The organism is Enterobacter cloacae complex sp. 372C4 (assembly GCF_050030615.1).
In the GTDB taxonomy this organism is placed as follows: Bacteria; Pseudomonadota; Gammaproteobacteria; order Enterobacterales; family Enterobacteriaceae; genus Enterobacter; species Enterobacter intestinihominis.
In genome coordinates this window covers 612,460-628,985 of the sequence record NZ_JBLGUQ010000001.1, presented here as the reverse complement: position 1 = coordinate 628,985, position 16,526 = coordinate 612,460, and the positions used below count along the sequence as shown (strand labels likewise).

Sequence of the window (16,526 nt, the reverse complement as noted above, 5' to 3'; positions counted from 1 at the left end):
AACATGTTACGTTACGCTGTGTGATCGCGGTTCCACCCTCGCATGCGAGTACGATGCCATTCTGCGAGGCGCTTTCCAGATTATAAAATTGGACTTTTTGTATTAACGAAACTTGCGGATAATACTTATCCGGACGACGACCAACAGGCCCTTCAGGCCAGGGACATAGGATGAAACCGTTTCGCTTAGCTGCGATCTCTCTCGCGCTGCTCACCACCTTTACGCTTGCCGGCTGTGATAACAGCGATGACAAACCTCAGGCCGCTGCCCCCGCAGCGTCTACCACATCAGAACAGAAAACCCCGGCAAAACCGGATCCTGAAAAGCTGGCTGAGCTGGCCGCGCAGAGTCAGGGTAAGGCGTTGACGCTGCTGGATGCCTCTGAAGTGCAACTCGACGGTGCTGCGACACTGGTTCTGACCTTCTCTGTACCGCTGGATCCCAGCCAGGATTTTGCGAAAACGGTGCATGTGGTGGATAAAAAAAGTGGCAAAGTGGACGGCGCCTGGGAACTGGCCCCCAATCTGAAAGAGCTGCGCCTGCGCCATCTGGAGCCGAATCGTAATCTGGTCGTCACCGTCGAGCGTAATTTGCTGGCGCTGAACAAAGCGACATTCGGCATTGACTATGAAAAAGCGATCACCACCCGGGATGTTGAACCGACGGTCGGATTCGCCAGCCGCGGATCGCTGCTGCCGGGTAAAGTGGTGGAAGGGTTGCCGGTGATGGCGCTCAACGTCAACAATGTGGACGTGAACTTCTACCGCGTTAAGCCGGAGTCGCTGGCCTCGTTTGTCAGCCAGTGGGAGTACCGTAACTCGCTGACCAACTGGGAATCTGACAACCTGCTGAAGATGGCGGAACTGGTCTACACCGGCCGTTTCGACCTCAACCCGGCGCGCAACACGCGTGAAAAACTGCTCCTGCCGCTCAAAGATATTAAGCCGCTCCAGCAGTCTGGCGTCTATATCGCCGTGATGAATCAGGCTGGTCACTATAACTACAGTAACGCCGCGACGCTCTTTACCTTAAGTGATATTGGGCTGTCCGCTCACCGTTATCATAACCGCCTGGACATCTTCACCCAGAGTCTTGAAAACGGTGCGGCGCAGTCAGGCGTGACCATTACCCTTCTGAACGATAAAGGACAGACCCTGGCCGAGGCGAACAGCGACGCCGATGGTCATGCGAAACTGGAAACCGATAAAGAAGCCGCGCTGATCCTGGCCAGTAAAGATGGCCAGACCACGCTTCTTGACCTCAAACTTCCGGCGCTGGATCTGGCGGAGTTTGATATCGCCGGTAACCCGGGTTACAGCAAACAGTTCTTTATGTTTGGCCCGCGCGATCTCTATCGTCCGGGTGAAACGGTGATCCTTAACGGCCTGCTTCGCGACAGCGATGGCAAACCGCTTCCCGAGCAGCCGGTAAAACTTGACGTGCTGCGTCCGGACGGCCAGGTAGCGCGTACGGTCGTTGTGCAACCTGAGAACGGCCTTTATCGCTTCAACTATTCGCTTGATAGCGGCGCCCAGACCGGCATGTGGCATATTCGCGCGAATACGGGCGATAACCAGCAGCGCATGTGGGATTTCCACGTCGAAGATTTTATGCCTGAGCGTATGGCGCTGAATCTGACCGGGCAAAAAACGCCGGTTTCCCCGCAGGAGGATGTGGACTTTAACGTTGTGGGCTATTACCTGTATGGCGCGCCGGCTAACGGTAATTCTCTGCAAGGCCAGCTTTTCCTGCGTCCGCTACGTGACGCGGTGCCTGCACTGCCTGGCTTCCAGTTCGGTGATATTGCCGAGGAGAACCTGAGCCGCAGCCTGGATGAAGTGCAGCTTACGCTGGACGAACAGGGGCGCGGACAGGTTACCACCGAAAGCCAGTGGAAAGAGGTGCACTCGCCGCTGCAACTGATTTTGCAAGCCAGCCTGCTGGAATCAGGCGGGCGTCCGGTAACGCGACGCGCCGAGCAGGCTATCTGGCCTGCGGCTGAACTTCCGGGGATCCGCCCACAGTTCGCCAGCAAGGCCGTGTACGACTACCGCACCGATACCACCGTCAACCAGCCGATTGTTGATGAGAACGGCAACGCCAGCTTTGACATCGTCTATGCCGATGCCAGCGGTGCGAAAAAAGCGGTATCTGGTCTGCAGGTGCGTCTGGTCCGTGAGCGTCGCGACTACTTCTGGAACTGGTCCGAGAGCGAGGGCTGGCAGTCTCAGTTTGATCAAAAAGATCTGGTTGAGGGCGAGCAGGAACTTAACCTCAAGGCCGATGAAACCGGTAAAGTCACCTTCCCGGTGGAGTGGGGCTCATACCGTCTGGAAGTGAAAGCCCCTGATAGCATGGTCAGCAGCGTGCGCTTCTGGGCGGGGTACAGCTGGCAGGATAACAGCGATGGCACGGGTGCTGCACGCCCGGATCGTGTGACGCTGAAACTGGACAAGCCATCCTATCAGCCAGGCGATACCATCCAACTGCACATCGCCGCGCCGGCCGCAGGCAAGGGCTATGCAATGATCGAATCCAGCGAAGGGCCACTGTGGTGGAAAGAGATCGACGTACCGGTTAACGGTCTGGATCTCGCCATTCCGGTGGATAAGGCCTGGAAACGTCACGATCTCTACCTCAGCACGCTGGTGGTTCGTCCTGGCGATAAATCTAAATCCGCCACGCCAAAACGCGCGGTTGGTCTGCTGCATCTGCCAATGGGGGACGAAAATCGTCGCCTGAGCATCGCACTTGATAACCCACAAAAAATGCGTCCGAACCAGACGCTTTCTGTGAAAGTGAAAGCCAGCGTAAAAGAGGGGGCTGTGCCACAGAAGGTGAACGTGCTGGTCTCGGCTGTTGATAGCGGCGTGCTGAACATTACCGACTACGTCACGCCGGATCCGTGGGAAGCTTTCTTCGGTCAGAAGCGCTATGGCGCGGACATCTATGATGTTTACGGCCAGGTGATTGAAGGTCAGGGACGTCTTGCCGCACTGCGCTTTGGCGGAGACGGCGATGAACTGAAACGCGGCGGTAAGCCACCGGTGAACCATGTCACCATTATTGCTCAGCAGGCGCAGCCGGTTACGCTTGATGCCAACGGTGAAGGCACCATCACGCTGCCGATCGGTGATTTCAACGGCGAACTGCGCCTGATGGCGCAGGCCTGGACGGAAGACGATTTCGGCAGCAGCGAAAGCAAAATCATTGTGGCGGCTCCGATTATCACCGAGCTTAACACGCCGCGATTCCTCGCAAGTGGCGATACCTCTCGCCTGACGCTGGACCTGACCAACCTTACTGACCAGCCGCAAACGCTGAACATTGCGTTAACCGCAACCGGTAAGGTGTCGCTCGAAGGTGCTCAGCCAGAGCCGGTTAAGCTGCCGCCTGGCGCTCGTAGCACTCTGTTTATTCCGGTGCGCGCGCTGGAAGGCTATGGCGATGGTGAAGTAACTGCTCAGGTGACGGGGCTTCAGCTCCCTGGTGAGACGTTTGCGCCGCAGCAGAAGAGCTGGAAAATTGGTGTACGCCCCGCATTCCCGGCGCAAACGGTGAATACGGGCACGATGCTGAACCCTGGCGAATCCTGGAGCGCGCCAGCACAGCATATCGACGGTTTCTCGCCTGCCACGCTACAGGGACAGCTATTGCTCAGCGGTAAACCACCTTTGAACCTGGCGCGCTACATTCGTGAACTTCAGGCCTATCCATACGGATGTCTTGAGCAGACCACCAGCGGCCTGTTCCCGTCCCTCTACACCAACGCGGCACAGCTTACGGCGTTGGGCATTAAAGGCGACACCGACGATAAACGCCGTGCGGCCATTGATATCGGCATCTCCCGTCTGCTGCAAATGCAGCGTGACGATGGCGGTTTTGCCTTGTGGGATAAAAACGGCCCGGAAGAGTACTGGCTGACCGCCTATGTTACGGATTTCCTGGTGCGGGCAGGGGAGCAGGGTTACAGCGTGCCTGCCGAGGCGGTGAATAACGCCAACAGCCGACTGCTGCGCTATTTACAGGATCCGGGGATGATGTCCATCCGCTACAGCGACGACACCCAGGCCAGCAAATTTGCTGTCCAGGCGTATGCTTCGCTGGTGCTGGCTCGTCAGCAAAAAGCGCCGCTCGGTGCACTGCGTGAAATCTGGGAGCGTCACGCTCAGGCCGCTTCCGGGCTTCCGTTGATGCAGCTGGGCATGGCACTCAAACTGATGGGGGATACACCGCGCAGCCAGCAGGCGCTGGATCTGGCTCTCAAAACACCCCGTAACGACAGCCGAAACTGGATGGCGGATTACGGCAGCCAGCTGCGTGATAATGCCCTGATGCTCTCCCTGCTGGAAGAGTACAAGCTGCTGCCGGATGCGCAAAACAGGCTGTTGAACGCGTTATCTGAAGACGCGTTCAGCCAGCGCTGGCTGTCAACCCAGGAGAGCAATGCGCTGTTCCTGGCTGGACGTTCACTGCAAACCTTGTCAGGCGCGTGGCAGGCAACGACCACCCTCTCTGAACAGACCCAGAGCAGTGATAAAGCGCAGGTAGAAAACCTGAACGGCGACCAGCCTGGTGCCTTGCAGGTGACGAATACCGGCACGACGCCGCTGTGGGTACGACTGGACACTACTGGCTATCCGGAGTATGCGCCCCAGCCATCTTCTCACGTCTTGCAGATTGAACGTCATATCCTGTCGACAGACGGCAGCAGCAAGTCGCTCTCTTCACTTAAGAGCGGTGAGCTGGTTCTGGTGTGGCTGGAAGTGAAGGCAAGCCAGAACGTACCGGATGCGCTGGTGGTGGATCTGCTCCCGGCAGGTCTGGAGCTGGAAAACCAGAATCTGGCGAGCAGCAGCGCCAGCTTGCAGGACAGCGGCAGTGAAGTGCAAAACCTGCTGAATCAGATGCAACAGTCTGATATTCAGCACATGGAATTCCGCGACGATCGCTTTGTGGCCGCCGTGCCGGTCAATGAAGGTCAGCCGGTCACGCTGGTTTACCTGGCCCGTGCCGTTACGCCGGGAACCTACCAGGTGCCTGTTCCTATGGTCGAGTCCATGTATGTTCCGCAGTGGCGGGCAACGGGGGCGGCCAGTGGCCCGCTGATCGTTGTTCCGTAAGATGCAGATAGCACGCCTGATTCGCTCCCGCTGGCTGTGGCTTGCGGGAGCGCTTCTCTTTTTAGGGGGGCTGATTGTCGCCGCTGACCGCGTGTGGCCGTTGCCCCTGAAAGAGGTCAACCCTGCGCGAGTGGTGGTGGATGAGCAGGGTGTTCCGTTGTGGCGTTTTGCCGACAGCGAAGGCATCTGGCGCTATCCGGTTACCATTGAAGAGGTTTCCCCACGCTATCTTGAGGCGCTGATCCAGTATGAAGATCGCTGGTTCTGGGATCACCCTGGCGTCAATCCGCTTTCTATACTGCGTGCCGCCTGGCAGGATCTCACCGCCGGGAGAGTGGTTTCTGGCGGGAGCACGCTTACCATGCAGGTGGCACGTCTTCTAGATCCGCATCCGCGTACCTTTGGCGGTAAAATTCGTCAGCTGTGGCGGGCGATGCAGCTGGAGTGGCATCTCTCCAAGCGTGAAATCCTGACGCTGTATCTCAACCGTGCCCCGTTTGGCGGCACGTTGCAAGGCGTGGGCGCGGCAAGCTGGACTTATCTTGGCAAACCGCCGTCTCAGCTGAGCTATTCCGACGCGGCGCTGCTGGCTGTACTGCCACAGGCACCCAGCCGTCTGCGCCCCGACCGCTGGCCGGAACGTGCCGAAGCGGCGCGGAACAAAGTGCTCGACCGCATGCTGACTCAGGGCGTCTGGTCTGAGAAGCAGGTGAAAGAGTCCCGTGAAGAGCCGGTCTGGCTGGCCCCCCGGCAGATGCCGCAGCTGGCGCCGCTCTTTTCCCGCATGATGTTGAGTAAAAGCCGCGACACAAAAATAGTCACCACGCTGGATGCAGCTTTGCAACGACAGCTTGAAGAGCTGGCAATGAACTGGAAATCGCGCCTGCCTGCCCGCAGTTCACTGGCGATGATCGTCGTGGATCATACATCCATGAAAGTGCGTGGCTGGGTAGGCTCGGTAGATATCAATGATGACAGTCGCTTTAGTCACGTGGATATGGTCAATGCGATCCGATCGCCGGGATCGGTCCTCAAGCCATTCATCTATGGCATGGCGCTGGACGATGGCCTGATCCATCCCGCTTCGTTATTACAGGATGTTCCAAGAAAAACGGGGGATTATCGCCCCGGCAACTTTGACAGCGGTTTCCATGGGCCGGTCAGCATGAGCGAAGCCCTGGTGCGTTCCCTCAACCTGCCTGCGGTGCAGGTACTGGAAGCGTACGGCCCAAAACGTTTTGCAGGCATGCTGAGCAACGCGGGATTACCGCTCATACTCCCCGCGGGGGCGCAGCCCAACCTCTCCCTGATCCTGGGGGGCGCAGGCGCACGCCTGGCTGATATCGCTGCCGCCTACAGTGCCTTTGCGCGGCAGGGGCAGGCGGGCCGGTTGCGTTTACAGCCGGGAGATCCGCTGATCGAACGTCCGCTGCTGTCGCAGGGGGCGGCGTGGATCATTCGTCGCATTCTCGCCAGTGAAGCACAGCCCCTGCCGGACAGTGCGCTGCCCCAGGTTGCGCCGCTGGCGTGGAAAACGGGCACCAGTTACGGCTACCGGGATGCCTGGGCCATCGGGCTGAACGCCCGGTATGTCATTGGAATCTGGACCGGACGTCCGGACGGCACGCCCGTTGCCGGGCAGTTTGGTTTCGCCAGCGCAGTTCCGCTCCTGAATCAGGTCAATAACATGCTTCAGTCCCGCTCGATGGTAGATGAAGCCCGTCTGCCGCGCGATCCGCGTCCTGCAAGCGTAGGACGGGGCGTGATTTGCTGGCCGGGGGGCCAGTCCCTGCCTGAAGGGAACGAAAACTGTCGGCGTCGGCTGTCAACCTGGCTGCTGGAAGGCAGTGAACCGCCTACGCTGCTGCTGCCGGAACAAGAGGGTATTCGCGGGATCCGTTTCCCGGTCTGGCTGGATAAAGAAGGCAAACGCGTCGCAGCGGATTGTCCTGATGCGACAGAAAAAGTGCTGGATGTCTGGCCGCTGCCGCTGGAGCCCTGGCTGCCTGCTGCCGAAAAACGGGCTGCTCGTCTCCCCGCCCGTTCAGCGATTTGCCCTCCGCTGGATAACCATAATGCGGCGCCGCTGATGTTGTCAGGCGTCAGAGAAGGGGCGGTAATTAAACGTCTTCCGGGTGAGAAAAACATGACCCTGTTCGTTTCAACCAGCGGCGGGGAGGGGCAACGATGGTGGTTTTTGAATGGAGAACCGCTGGACGGACATCAGAAGAATTATTCACTGCAATTATATTTACCGGGTAAATATCAGTTAGTTGTATTAGATGAAACCGGACAAACGGCGACGGTCAATTTTGAGTTAGATCGCTAAGTGTTACTCCTCAAGAGTTAGCTTGATAATTATCAATATCCGTTCCTGAAAAAAAACGAGAATGCGTTTTTATTTTAAGGAACGAGCAATGGAAAAAAATAAACATCAGGGAGAGGGGACTATTCCCGCCATATCCCGGCGTCAGTTTATTCAGGCAGGATCGGCGCTCGCCGCTCTGCCTTTTGTCGTCAAAACCGGCAAAGTACAGGCACAGGGCGCGGCGGTTTCAGACACTACGCCTGAAGAAAAAGTGGTGCAAACCTGTAGTACGTTTGACTGCGGCGGCAAGTGTGATATTCGTGCTCACGTCAGTGAGGGCGTTGTGACCCGAATTTCTACGCGTCCGGATAACGCGTTGGATCCGCAAATGCCCATAATGCGCGCCTGCGTGCGTGGCCGGGCTTATCGGAAATTTGTTTACCATCCCGATCGACTGAAATACCCAATGAAACGTGTAGGGAAACGTGGCGAAGGAAAATTCGAGCGTATTACCTGGGATGAAGCCACCACCCTTATTGCGAATCAATTAAAAACTATTACGCAAAAATACGGTGCGGCTTCACGCTATGTTCATGTGGGCACCGCTGTGTCCGGCGGGACTTTTTCCGGCGATAAAATGGTTCGTCGTCTGCTCAACTTAACCGGCGGCTATCTCGAAAGCTATCACTCTGTCAGTATGGGTAACACGGCGGCAGCAACGCCGTATACCTATGGCACCGCTGCCAGCGGCAGCTCTCTTGACACGCTGCTGGACACCAAACTGGTCATCCTCTGGGGACATAACCCGACGGAAACGATCTTTGGTCACAGCAACCACTTCTACCAGAAGATGAAGCAAAACGGCACTCGCTTTATTGTTGTCGACCCTCGCTATTCCGATACGGTTTCCTCCCTGGCCGATCAGTGGATCCCGCTGCTTCCCACCACGGACAACGCCCTGATGGACGCGATGATGTATGTGATCGTCACGGAGAACCTGCACGATCGCGACTTTATTCAGCGCTACACCCTGGGCTTTGACGAAGACACTATGCCAGAAGGCGTTCCGGCCAATGAATCCCTGATGGCTTACCTTAGCGGCGCAAAAGATGGCGTGGCGAAAACGCCCGAGTGGGCAGAGAAAATCACCCACGTGCCTGCACAAACAATTCGGCAACTGGCGCGCGACTACGCAACCACCAAACCCGCTGCGCTGATCCAGGGCTGGGGACCGCAGCGTCATAACTGCGGCGAGCGCACCGCGCGCGGCTCGACGTTGCTGGCTACGCTCACGGGTAACGTCGGGGTGAAAGGCGGTTGGGCAGCGGGCTATGGCGGCTGCGCAAACCGGAAATTTGCCGCCGGACCAGAAATGCCGGACAACCCGGTCAAAGCCAAAATATCGGTGATGAACTGGGTGCAGGCCGCCGACGATGCCTCTCAGGTCACCGCGGACGTCGGCCTGAAGGATGCCGAAAAGCTGGACAGCAATATCCGCATCCTGTTCTCGCTGGCGGGAAATTATCTGGCTAACCAGAACCCGGATCTTCATCAGGCAACCCGTGTCCTGGAAGACGAGTCGAAAATCGAGTTTATCGTCGCAAGCGATCTGTTTATGACGCCGAGCGCCCGATACGCCGACCTTCTTTTGCCGGAAACCAGCTTTATGGAACGCTGGAATATCGGCGAAACCTGGGGCACGGCAAGCTATCTGATCCTGTCAGAAAAGCTCATTGAACCTGAATTTGAACGCCGTTCAGACTACGACTGGCTGCGGGAGGTCGCCGCTAAGCTTGGCGTCGAACCCGCGTTCAGTGAAGGGCGTGACGAAAAAGCGTGGATTGAGCACATCTGGGAGCAGACGCGTCTTTCCATGCCTGACGAAAACCTGCCGGACTTCGCGACGCTACAGAAGACGCGTCAGCACCTTTTCAAAAGCGCGCCGTTCGTCGCCTTTGAAGACAATATTCGCGATCCGCTGAATCATCCGTTCCCGACGCCGTCCGGAAAAATTGAGATCTTCTCGAAGCGTCTGTACGACATGCATCACCCGGAAATTCCGGCGCTGTCGCACTACGTGCCTGCCCATGAAGGGCCGGAAGACGCGCTGGCGAAACGCTTCCCGCTCCAGCTGATTACCTGGAAAGGAAAAAACCGCGCTAACTCCACCCAGTACGCCAACCCGTGGTTAATTGAGGCGCAGCAGCAAAAGCTGTGGATCAACCCGCAGGATGCGCAAAATCGCGGCATTGCGCAGGGAGATACCGTGCGTATTCATAACGCGCGCGGCATTTGCGAGATCCCGGCGGAGGTCACGCCGCGCATCATTCCAGGCGTTGTGGCCATGCAGGCGGGTGCCTGGTGGCAGCCGGACGAGCAGGGTATTGATAAGGGCGGCTGCGCGAACGTGCTCAGTTCCGCACGTATTACCGCGCTTGCGAAAGGGAATTCCCATCAAACCATGCTGGTGGAGGTAGCTAAAGCATGAGTCAGTTTAAACATTACGCACCGGTAAGCGACAAACAGCTGGGTTTTTATATCGACTCTTCTCGCTGCTCGGGCTGCAAAGCATGTCAGGTAGCGTGCAAAGATAAAAACAACCTTGAGGTCGGACGTCGTTTCCGTCGCGTGTACGAAGTTAATGGCGGGAGCTTTATCCCGACCGGGCAGGGTGGCGTCAGCAATAACGTTTTTGCCTACACGCTCTCTATCTCCTGTAACCACTGTGCCGACCCAATCTGCACCAAAAACTGTCCGACCACTGCGATGCATAAGCGTCCGGGGGACGGTATTGTGCGCGTAGATACTGATAAGTGCGTCGGCTGCGGCTACTGCGCGTGGTCATGCCCTTACGGCGCGCCACAGCTCAACGAGCAGACCGGGCAGATGTCCAAATGTGATTTCTGCGTGGATCTACAGGCGAAGGGGGAACAGCCTGTCTGTGTGGCAACCTGTCCTCTCGAAGCGATTAAATTCGGGCCGATTGATGAACTGCGGGCGAAGTATGGTGCGGTCTGTGATGTGAAAGGCTTGCCTGATTCCTCCATCACCAAACCGAACCTGGTGATCAAAGCGCATCAGGGCGCAGAGAAAGAGGGGAAACGTCATGCATGAGTTACCGCTGCTGATTTTTACGCTGTTCCTGCAAGGATCGGTTGGCGTTACGCTGTGGCTGGCCTTCGGAAGCACGCAACGCAGCGCGCTGCTGCCGGCTGCCGGAGCGTTTGTGCTGGCCAGCCTCGGTCTGCTCGCCTCCGCGTTGCACATGGGCTATCCACTTAATGCGTTCAACGCGCTGCGTCACGTATCCAGCTCCTGGCTGAGCCGTGAGATTATCTTTGCCAGTCTTTATCTTGCGGCACTTGGCCTCGCAACGCTGCTGATGTTTGTCAAAAAACCAGGCTGGAAGCCGCTGTTGGTTGTGGCAGGTCTTGTCGGGCTGGTAGATGTGTTCTGCATGGCGCAGATCTACATGCATGCATCCGTGGTGACGTGGCATCACATTAATACCCTGGTGCTGTTTATCGGTTCGGTGGGAATTATCGGTTCAGCCTGCATGGCCGTTGGGGCACGTTCCCAGACTCGCGTGCGAACGGCGATTGTCATTATCACGCTGCTGGTGATTGCACGTCTGGTGATGCAGCCCGTCTGGCTGGCAGATATTACGGCTATGGACAACACCGTTGTGACGTTCCCACACGCACCGTTACAAATGCTGGAGCAACTGCGAACCGTGCATCTGCTGAGCTGGTGCGTTTCCGTTGCGGGTATGCTGTGCTTTGCTGCGGGCGGCTTAAAAGCGGCGCGAGGCACAATGCTGTTGGGCAGCGCCTTGCTGATTGTGGGTGAGCTGATGCTGCGCTTTGTTTTCTTCAGTATTGGCTGATGGGCGGATTAACCTTTGCCCCGGCGATGGACGTGACGCATGCGTGCGTCCGTCGCCGTTTTCGCCACTCTTCCTGCTGCGCCTGCGCGGACGTCTGTCCCGTGCAGGCTTTTTCTTTTACCGACACCGGCGTCTCGGTTGATGACAGCCGCTGTATTGAATGCGGTGACTGCCTGTTTGTCTGCCCCGCTGTAGCCATCACCGGCATCACGCCGCGAAAACGTTTTCTGTGTGGCGATACGCTTGTTGGGCCTTTTACTGACCGTGCGCCAGGGGTGAATGAGCTTCTGCTGTGGCACGCGCAGCACCACGTTCGTTTTATCAGTATCGACGCGGAGCAGAATCCTGACTGGTTGCTGGCGATTGCCCGGCTGAATCTGGCGCTTCGTCGACGTGGTGAAGCAGCGTGGGCGTTTAAACATATACCCGTCAACGAGGTAAATACCGCCCGGCGTGCGCTGATGCACGTTCCCCGTGAGGATGTCCGGGTCTGTTGCGTCGTGCCCGGTCAGCGTGAGCTGCGCAGGGCGTTTTCTGCGTTTAGCGAGGCAGAGATAACTCTCGATACCGAATCCTGCGTACTCTGCGGCGCGTGCTGGCGGAGTTGTACGGAAAACGCGATTCGGTTTGAGAACGCTGAACTGGTCGTGGAAACCGGACGCTGTACGGGGTGTGGCGGCTGCGAAGCGGTATGCCAGCATGCGGCGATAAACGTGACGCAAACAGACGGGACAGCGAAAAGCGTGACCATACCGGCATATGAAGCCGTTTGTTTGACGTGCCACCGGCATTTCTGGTCATTTAGTTCTGATGAAAAGCAGTGTCCGCTCTGTTTTCACCATCAGTACGGCATGCGAAATACGAGCTGTTGCTAATCTTCGTCTCATTTTAAAAAAATGTTATGCATAACCATAGGCAATGGCGCTATTGCTCTTTATAATCCGCGCCACACCATACTCAGGTATGCAAAAACAACAGAACATTTTACAGAGGTTATCAATGGCTATTGAACGTACTTTTTCCATCATCAAACCAAACGCGGTGGCAAAAAACGTTATTGGCAGCATCTTCGCTCGCTTTGAATCAGCAGGGTTTAAGATCGTTGGCACCAAAATGCTGCACCTGACCGTTGAACAGGCTCGCGGTTTCTACGCTGAGCACGAAGGTCGCCCATTCTTTGACGGTCTGGTCGAGTTCATGACTTCTGGCCCAATCGTGGTATCCGTACTGGAAGGCGAAAACGCGGTACAGCGTCACCGCGATCTGCTGGGTGCAACCAACCCGGACAACGCGCTGGCAGGTACTCTGCGCGCTGACTACGCAGACAGCTTCACCGAGAACGGCACCCACGGTTCCGACTCTGTTGAATCTGCTGCGCGCGAAATCGCGTTCTTCTTTGCAGAAGGCGAAGTGTGCCCGCGCACTCGCTAATAATTTCGTAAATGCCGCGTGCAAACGTGGCATCCCTGCGCCAGACTTTGTACAATGCAACGCCCCGGACGAGCAGACTGCTTACCGGGGCGTTTCTTTTCAACCCACCAAGGGCCACAACGTGTAACAACGAGGCCGGAAAAAATTATGTCTGAATTAGTGAATACCTCCGAAGTCGCCATTCCTGCGGTTCCCAATAAAAATGGAAAAATTAACCTATTGGACCTGAACCGTCAGCAGATGCGCGAGTTCTTTAAAGAGATGGGCGAGAAGCCGTTTCGTGCCGATCAGGTCATGAAATGGATGTACCACTATTGCAGCGACAACTTTGATGACATGACGGACATCAACAAAGTGCTGCGCAATAAGCTTAAAGAAGTGGCGGAAATCCGCGCACCGGAAGTGGTGGAAGAGCAGCGCTCTTCAGATGGCACTATCAAGTGGGCCATTGCCGTTGGCGATCAGCGTGTTGAAACCGTGTATATCCCGGAAGACGATCGCGCCACGCTGTGCGTCTCTTCTCAGGTGGGCTGTGCGCTGGAGTGTAAATTCTGCTCTACGGCGCAGCAGGGCTTTAACCGTAACCTGCGCGTATCGGAAATTATCGGCCAGGTCTGGCGTGCCGCGAAAATCGTGGGTGCAGCGAAAGTCACCGGTACACGTCCAATCACCAACGTGGTGATGATGGGGATGGGTGAACCGCTGCTCAACCTGACCAACGTCGTTCCGGCGATGGAAATCATGCTCGACGATTTCGGTTTTGGTCTGTCCAAGCGCCGCGTTACGCTCTCTACTTCCGGCGTTGTGCCTGCGCTGGACAAACTGGGTGACATGATTGACGTTGCGCTGGCCATCTCCCTTCACGCGCCAAACGACGCCATCCGTGACGAAATTGTGCCGATCAACAAAAAGTACAATATCGAAACTTTCCTGGCTGGCGTGCGCCGTTACCTGGAGAAATCCAACGCTAACCAGGGCCGCGTGACCATTGAATACGTGATGCTGGATCATGTTAACGACGGTACCGAGCATGCACATGAGCTGGCTGAACTGCTGAAAGATACGCCATGTAAGATCAACCTGATCCCATGGAACCCGTTCCCGGGCGCGCCGTATGGCCGTAGCTCGAACAGCCGTATCGATCGCTTCTCAAAAGTGCTGATGGAGTATGGTTTCACCACCATCGTACGTAAAACGCGTGGCGACGATATCGACGCAGCCTGTGGTCAGCTGGCGGGTGACGTTATTGACCGTACCAAACGTACGCTGCGTAAGCGTATGCAGGGTGAGTCAATCGCGGTTAAAACCGTCTGATTATTATGCAGACACGGCGCATTTTTTGCGCCGTGAAGCATTAATTTACTGAATAACCAGCCACAATCATCACGACTGATTAATAATTACGGTGCGTTTCATACGACTTTCGGGCAGTATGTAACGACGTAACAACAGTTTAGCGTGAAGGCCTGCCAGCGCTGTCATCTGCGGCCCGACAGTCTTATACTGTTTGTTCCAGGTTAACTGACCTAAAGTTTCGCGGTGCGGGTGGCATTGTGACTCACCGGCACCTGAACCCTTATTTTCACGTACCAGTAGTTGTAGCGAATGAATACTGAAGCCACTCACGATCAAAATGCAGCACTCTCCACTGGCGTTCGTCTTCGCAACGCCCGTGAACAACTCGGACTTAGCCAGCAAGCCGTTGCAGAACGCCTGTGCCTGAAGGTTTCCACCGTTCGCGACATTGAAGAAGATAAGGCACCCGCCGATCTGGCTTCAACGTTTCTGCGCGGTTATATCCGTTCTTACGCCAAACTGGTTCATATTCCTGAAGACGAATTACTGCCGATGATGGAGAAGCAGGCGCCTGTGCGTGCGGCAAAAGTTGCGCCGATGCAGAGCTTCTCTCTGGGCAAACGTCGTAAAAAACGCGATGGCTGGCTGATGAGCTTTACCTGGCTGGTCCTGTTCGTGGTTGTCGGCCTGACGGGCGCATGGTGGTGGCAAAACCACAAAGCGCAACAGGAAGAGATCACCACCATGGCCGATCAGTCCTCCGCTGAGCTTAATCAGTCTGGTACTAACGGCGCGCAAAGCGTGCCGCTGAGCACCGAAGGGGCTGCGACCTCCAGCGAACCTCAGTCGGCAGCAACCAGCACGCCTGCAACCGAGCCAGCGGCGACGCCAGAAGCGACGGCGAATACCGCACCGGCCACCCAGGCCCAGGATCAGAACGCGGTCGTATCACCTTCTCAGGCCAATGTTGATACCGCCCCTGCGGCAACGGCACCGGCAGATAACACCGCGGCGTCACTGCCAACTGACCCGGCTGGCACGGCGGCACCTGCCGTTGACCCGAATGCGCTGGTGATGAATTTCACGGCTGATTGCTGGCTGGAAGTGACTGACGCGACAGGTAAAAAGCTGTTCAGCGGCCTGCAACGTAAAGATGGCACGTTAAATCTAACGGGCCAGGCACCATACAAGCTTAAAATCGGCGCACCGGCAGCGGTACAGATCCAGTATCAAGGAAAACCTGTCGATCTGAGCCGCTTTATCAGAACTAACCAGGTTGCGCGTCTTACCGTTAATGCCGAACAATCAGCAGCACAGTAACAGACGGGCAATGCGGGAGATTTTACATGCATAACCAGGCTCCTATTCAACGTAGAAAATCGAAACGGATTTACGTTGGGAACGTGCCAATCGGCGATGGGGCGCCTATCGCCGTCCAGTCGATGACCAATACGCGTACTACAGATGTAGAAGCGACGGTTAATCAAATCAAAGCATTAGAACGCGTCGGCGCGGACATTGTTCGCGTCTCAGTGCCGACCATGGACGCCGCTGAGGCGTTCAAACTGATCAAGCAGCAGGTGAGCGTTCCGCTGGTTGCCGATATTCACTTCGATTACCGTATCGCGCTGAAAGTCGCTGAATACGGTGTCGATTGTCTGCGTATTAACCCAGGCAACATCGGCAACGAAGAGCGCATTCGCATGGTGGTTGACTGCGCCCGCGACAAAAACATTCCAATCCGTATCGGCGTAAACGCTGGCTCTCTGGAAAAAGATCTCCAGGAAAAGTATGGTGAGCCGACGCCACAGGCGCTGCTCGAATCCGCCATGCGTCACGTCGATCATCTGGATCGCCTTAACTTCGATCAGTTCAAAGTGAGCGTGAAAGCGTCTGACGTCTTCCTGGCCGTTGAATCGTATCGTCTGCTGGCAAAACAGATCGATCAGCCGCTGCACCTTGGCATCACCGAGGCGGGCGGTCTGCGCAGCGGTTCGGTAAAATCGGCAATTGGTCTCGGCCTGCTGCTCTCTGAAGGCATCGGTGACACGTTACGCGTCTCCCTGGCCGCCGATCCGGTGGAAGAGATCAAAGTCGGTTTCGACATCCTGAAATCACTGCGTATCCGCGCGCGTGGGATCAACTTCATTGCCTGCCCAACCTGTTCACGTCAGGAGTTTGACGTGATCGGCACCGTCAATGCCCTGGAGCAGAGACTGGAAGACATCATCACCCCGATGGACGTTTCCATCATCGGCTGCGTGGTGAACGGTCCGGGTGAAGCGCTGGTGTCCACGCTGGGCGTTACCGGCGGTAACAAGAAAAGTGGTCTCTATGAAGATGGCGTTCGTAAAGATCGTCTGGATAATAGTGATATGATCGACCAGCTCGAAGCCCGCATTCGCGCAAAAGCGACGATGATGGACGAAGCGCAGCGCATCAGCGTTCAGCAGGTTGAAAAATAACGTGATGGGAAGCAGGC

The 16,526-nt window shown here is 56.5% G+C and carries 10 protein-coding genes; all 10 read left to right on the top strand.

Features of this window, described 5'->3' with window-relative positions:
* Positions 1–170 precede the first annotated feature (170 nt).
* The 10 genes from ACQG11_RS02965 (at position 171) to ispG (ending at position 16,509) form a co-directional block, all read left to right on the top strand.
* Complete coding sequence (locus tag ACQG11_RS02965) at positions 171–5,123, top strand: alpha-2-macroglobulin family protein (RefSeq protein ID WP_426728164.1); 4,953 nt, start codon at positions 171–173, stop codon at positions 5,121–5,123.
* A gap of 1 nt (position 5,124) precedes the next feature.
* Complete coding sequence (pbpC, locus tag ACQG11_RS02960) at positions 5,125–7,452, top strand: peptidoglycan glycosyltransferase PbpC (RefSeq protein WP_426728163.1); 2,328 nt, start codon at positions 5,125–5,127, stop codon at positions 7,450–7,452.
* 88 nt (positions 7,453–7,540) lie between these two features.
* Positions 7,541–9,919 carry a DMSO/selenate family reductase complex A subunit gene (locus ACQG11_RS02955; protein ID WP_426728162.1) on the top strand — a complete coding sequence of 793 codons (2,379 nt, stop codon included), beginning with the start codon at positions 7,541–7,543 and terminating at the stop codon, positions 9,917–9,919.
* Positions 9,916–10,545: a DMSO/selenate family reductase complex B subunit gene (locus tag ACQG11_RS02950; RefSeq protein ID WP_022649006.1), complete on the top strand. Its 630-nt coding sequence runs from the start codon at positions 9,916–9,918 to the stop codon at positions 10,543–10,545. The genes ACQG11_RS02955 and ACQG11_RS02950 overlap by 4 nt, the downstream gene beginning before the upstream one ends.
* Positions 10,538–11,317 (top strand): dimethyl sulfoxide reductase anchor subunit family protein, encoded by a 780-nt coding sequence (locus ACQG11_RS02945; RefSeq protein ID WP_022649005.1) that lies wholly within the window; start codon positions 10,538–10,540, stop codon positions 11,315–11,317. The genes ACQG11_RS02950 and ACQG11_RS02945 overlap by 8 nt, the downstream gene beginning before the upstream one ends.
* Positions 11,317–12,192, top strand: a complete 876-nt coding sequence (locus ACQG11_RS02940) for a 4Fe-4S binding protein (RefSeq protein ID WP_022649004.1) — start codon at positions 11,317–11,319, stop codon at positions 12,190–12,192. Before ACQG11_RS02945 ends, ACQG11_RS02940 begins: the two co-directional genes overlap by 1 nt.
* A gap of 124 nt (positions 12,193–12,316) precedes the next feature.
* Positions 12,317–12,748: a nucleoside-diphosphate kinase gene (gene ndk / locus ACQG11_RS02935; RefSeq protein WP_003860625.1), complete on the top strand. Its 432-nt coding sequence runs from the start codon at positions 12,317–12,319 to the stop codon at positions 12,746–12,748.
* A 147-nt stretch (positions 12,749–12,895) separates the two neighbouring features.
* Entirely contained in the window at positions 12,896–14,062 is a 1,167-nt protein-coding gene (locus ACQG11_RS02930) for a bifunctional tRNA (adenosine(37)-C2)-methyltransferase TrmG/ribosomal RNA large subunit methyltransferase RlmN (protein ID WP_003860623.1), read from the top strand.
* Between the two features lie 291 nt (positions 14,063–14,353).
* Positions 14,354–15,364, top strand: coding sequence for a cytoskeleton protein RodZ (gene rodZ, locus ACQG11_RS02925; protein ID WP_032623780.1), 1,011 nt, complete (start codon positions 14,354–14,356; stop codon positions 15,362–15,364).
* A gap of 26 nt (positions 15,365–15,390) precedes the next feature.
* Positions 15,391–16,509 carry a flavodoxin-dependent (E)-4-hydroxy-3-methylbut-2-enyl-diphosphate synthase gene (gene ispG / locus ACQG11_RS02920; RefSeq protein ID WP_003860619.1) on the top strand — a complete coding sequence of 373 codons (1,119 nt, stop codon included), beginning with the start codon at positions 15,391–15,393 and terminating at the stop codon, positions 16,507–16,509.
* Positions 16,510–16,526: the final 17 nt, after the last annotated feature.

What these genes read in the sequence shown, in the direction of transcription:
- ACQG11_RS02940 (WP_022649004.1), top strand. Translation starts at nt 11,317, where the DNA reads ATGGGCGGATTAACCTTTGCCCCGGCGATGGACGTGACGCATGCGTGC.
- ispG (WP_003860619.1), top strand. Translation starts at nt 15,391, where the DNA reads ATGCATAACCAGGCTCCTATTCAACGTAGAAAATCGAAACGGATTTAC.
- ACQG11_RS02950 (WP_022649006.1), top strand. Translation starts at nt 9,916, where the DNA reads ATGAGTCAGTTTAAACATTACGCACCGGTAAGCGACAAACAGCTGGGT.
- pbpC (WP_426728163.1), top strand. Translation starts at nt 5,125, where the DNA reads ATGCAGATAGCACGCCTGATTCGCTCCCGCTGGCTGTGGCTTGCGGGA.
- ACQG11_RS02930 (WP_003860623.1), top strand. Translation starts at nt 12,896, where the DNA reads ATGTCTGAATTAGTGAATACCTCCGAAGTCGCCATTCCTGCGGTTCCC.
- rodZ (WP_032623780.1), top strand. Translation starts at nt 14,354, where the DNA reads ATGAATACTGAAGCCACTCACGATCAAAATGCAGCACTCTCCACTGGC.
- ndk (WP_003860625.1), top strand. Translation starts at nt 12,317, where the DNA reads ATGGCTATTGAACGTACTTTTTCCATCATCAAACCAAACGCGGTGGCA.
- ACQG11_RS02955 (WP_426728162.1), top strand. Translation starts at nt 7,541, where the DNA reads ATGGAAAAAAATAAACATCAGGGAGAGGGGACTATTCCCGCCATATCC.
- ACQG11_RS02945 (WP_022649005.1), top strand. Translation starts at nt 10,538, where the DNA reads ATGCATGAGTTACCGCTGCTGATTTTTACGCTGTTCCTGCAAGGATCG.
- ACQG11_RS02965 (WP_426728164.1), top strand. Translation starts at nt 171, where the DNA reads ATGAAACCGTTTCGCTTAGCTGCGATCTCTCTCGCGCTGCTCACCACC.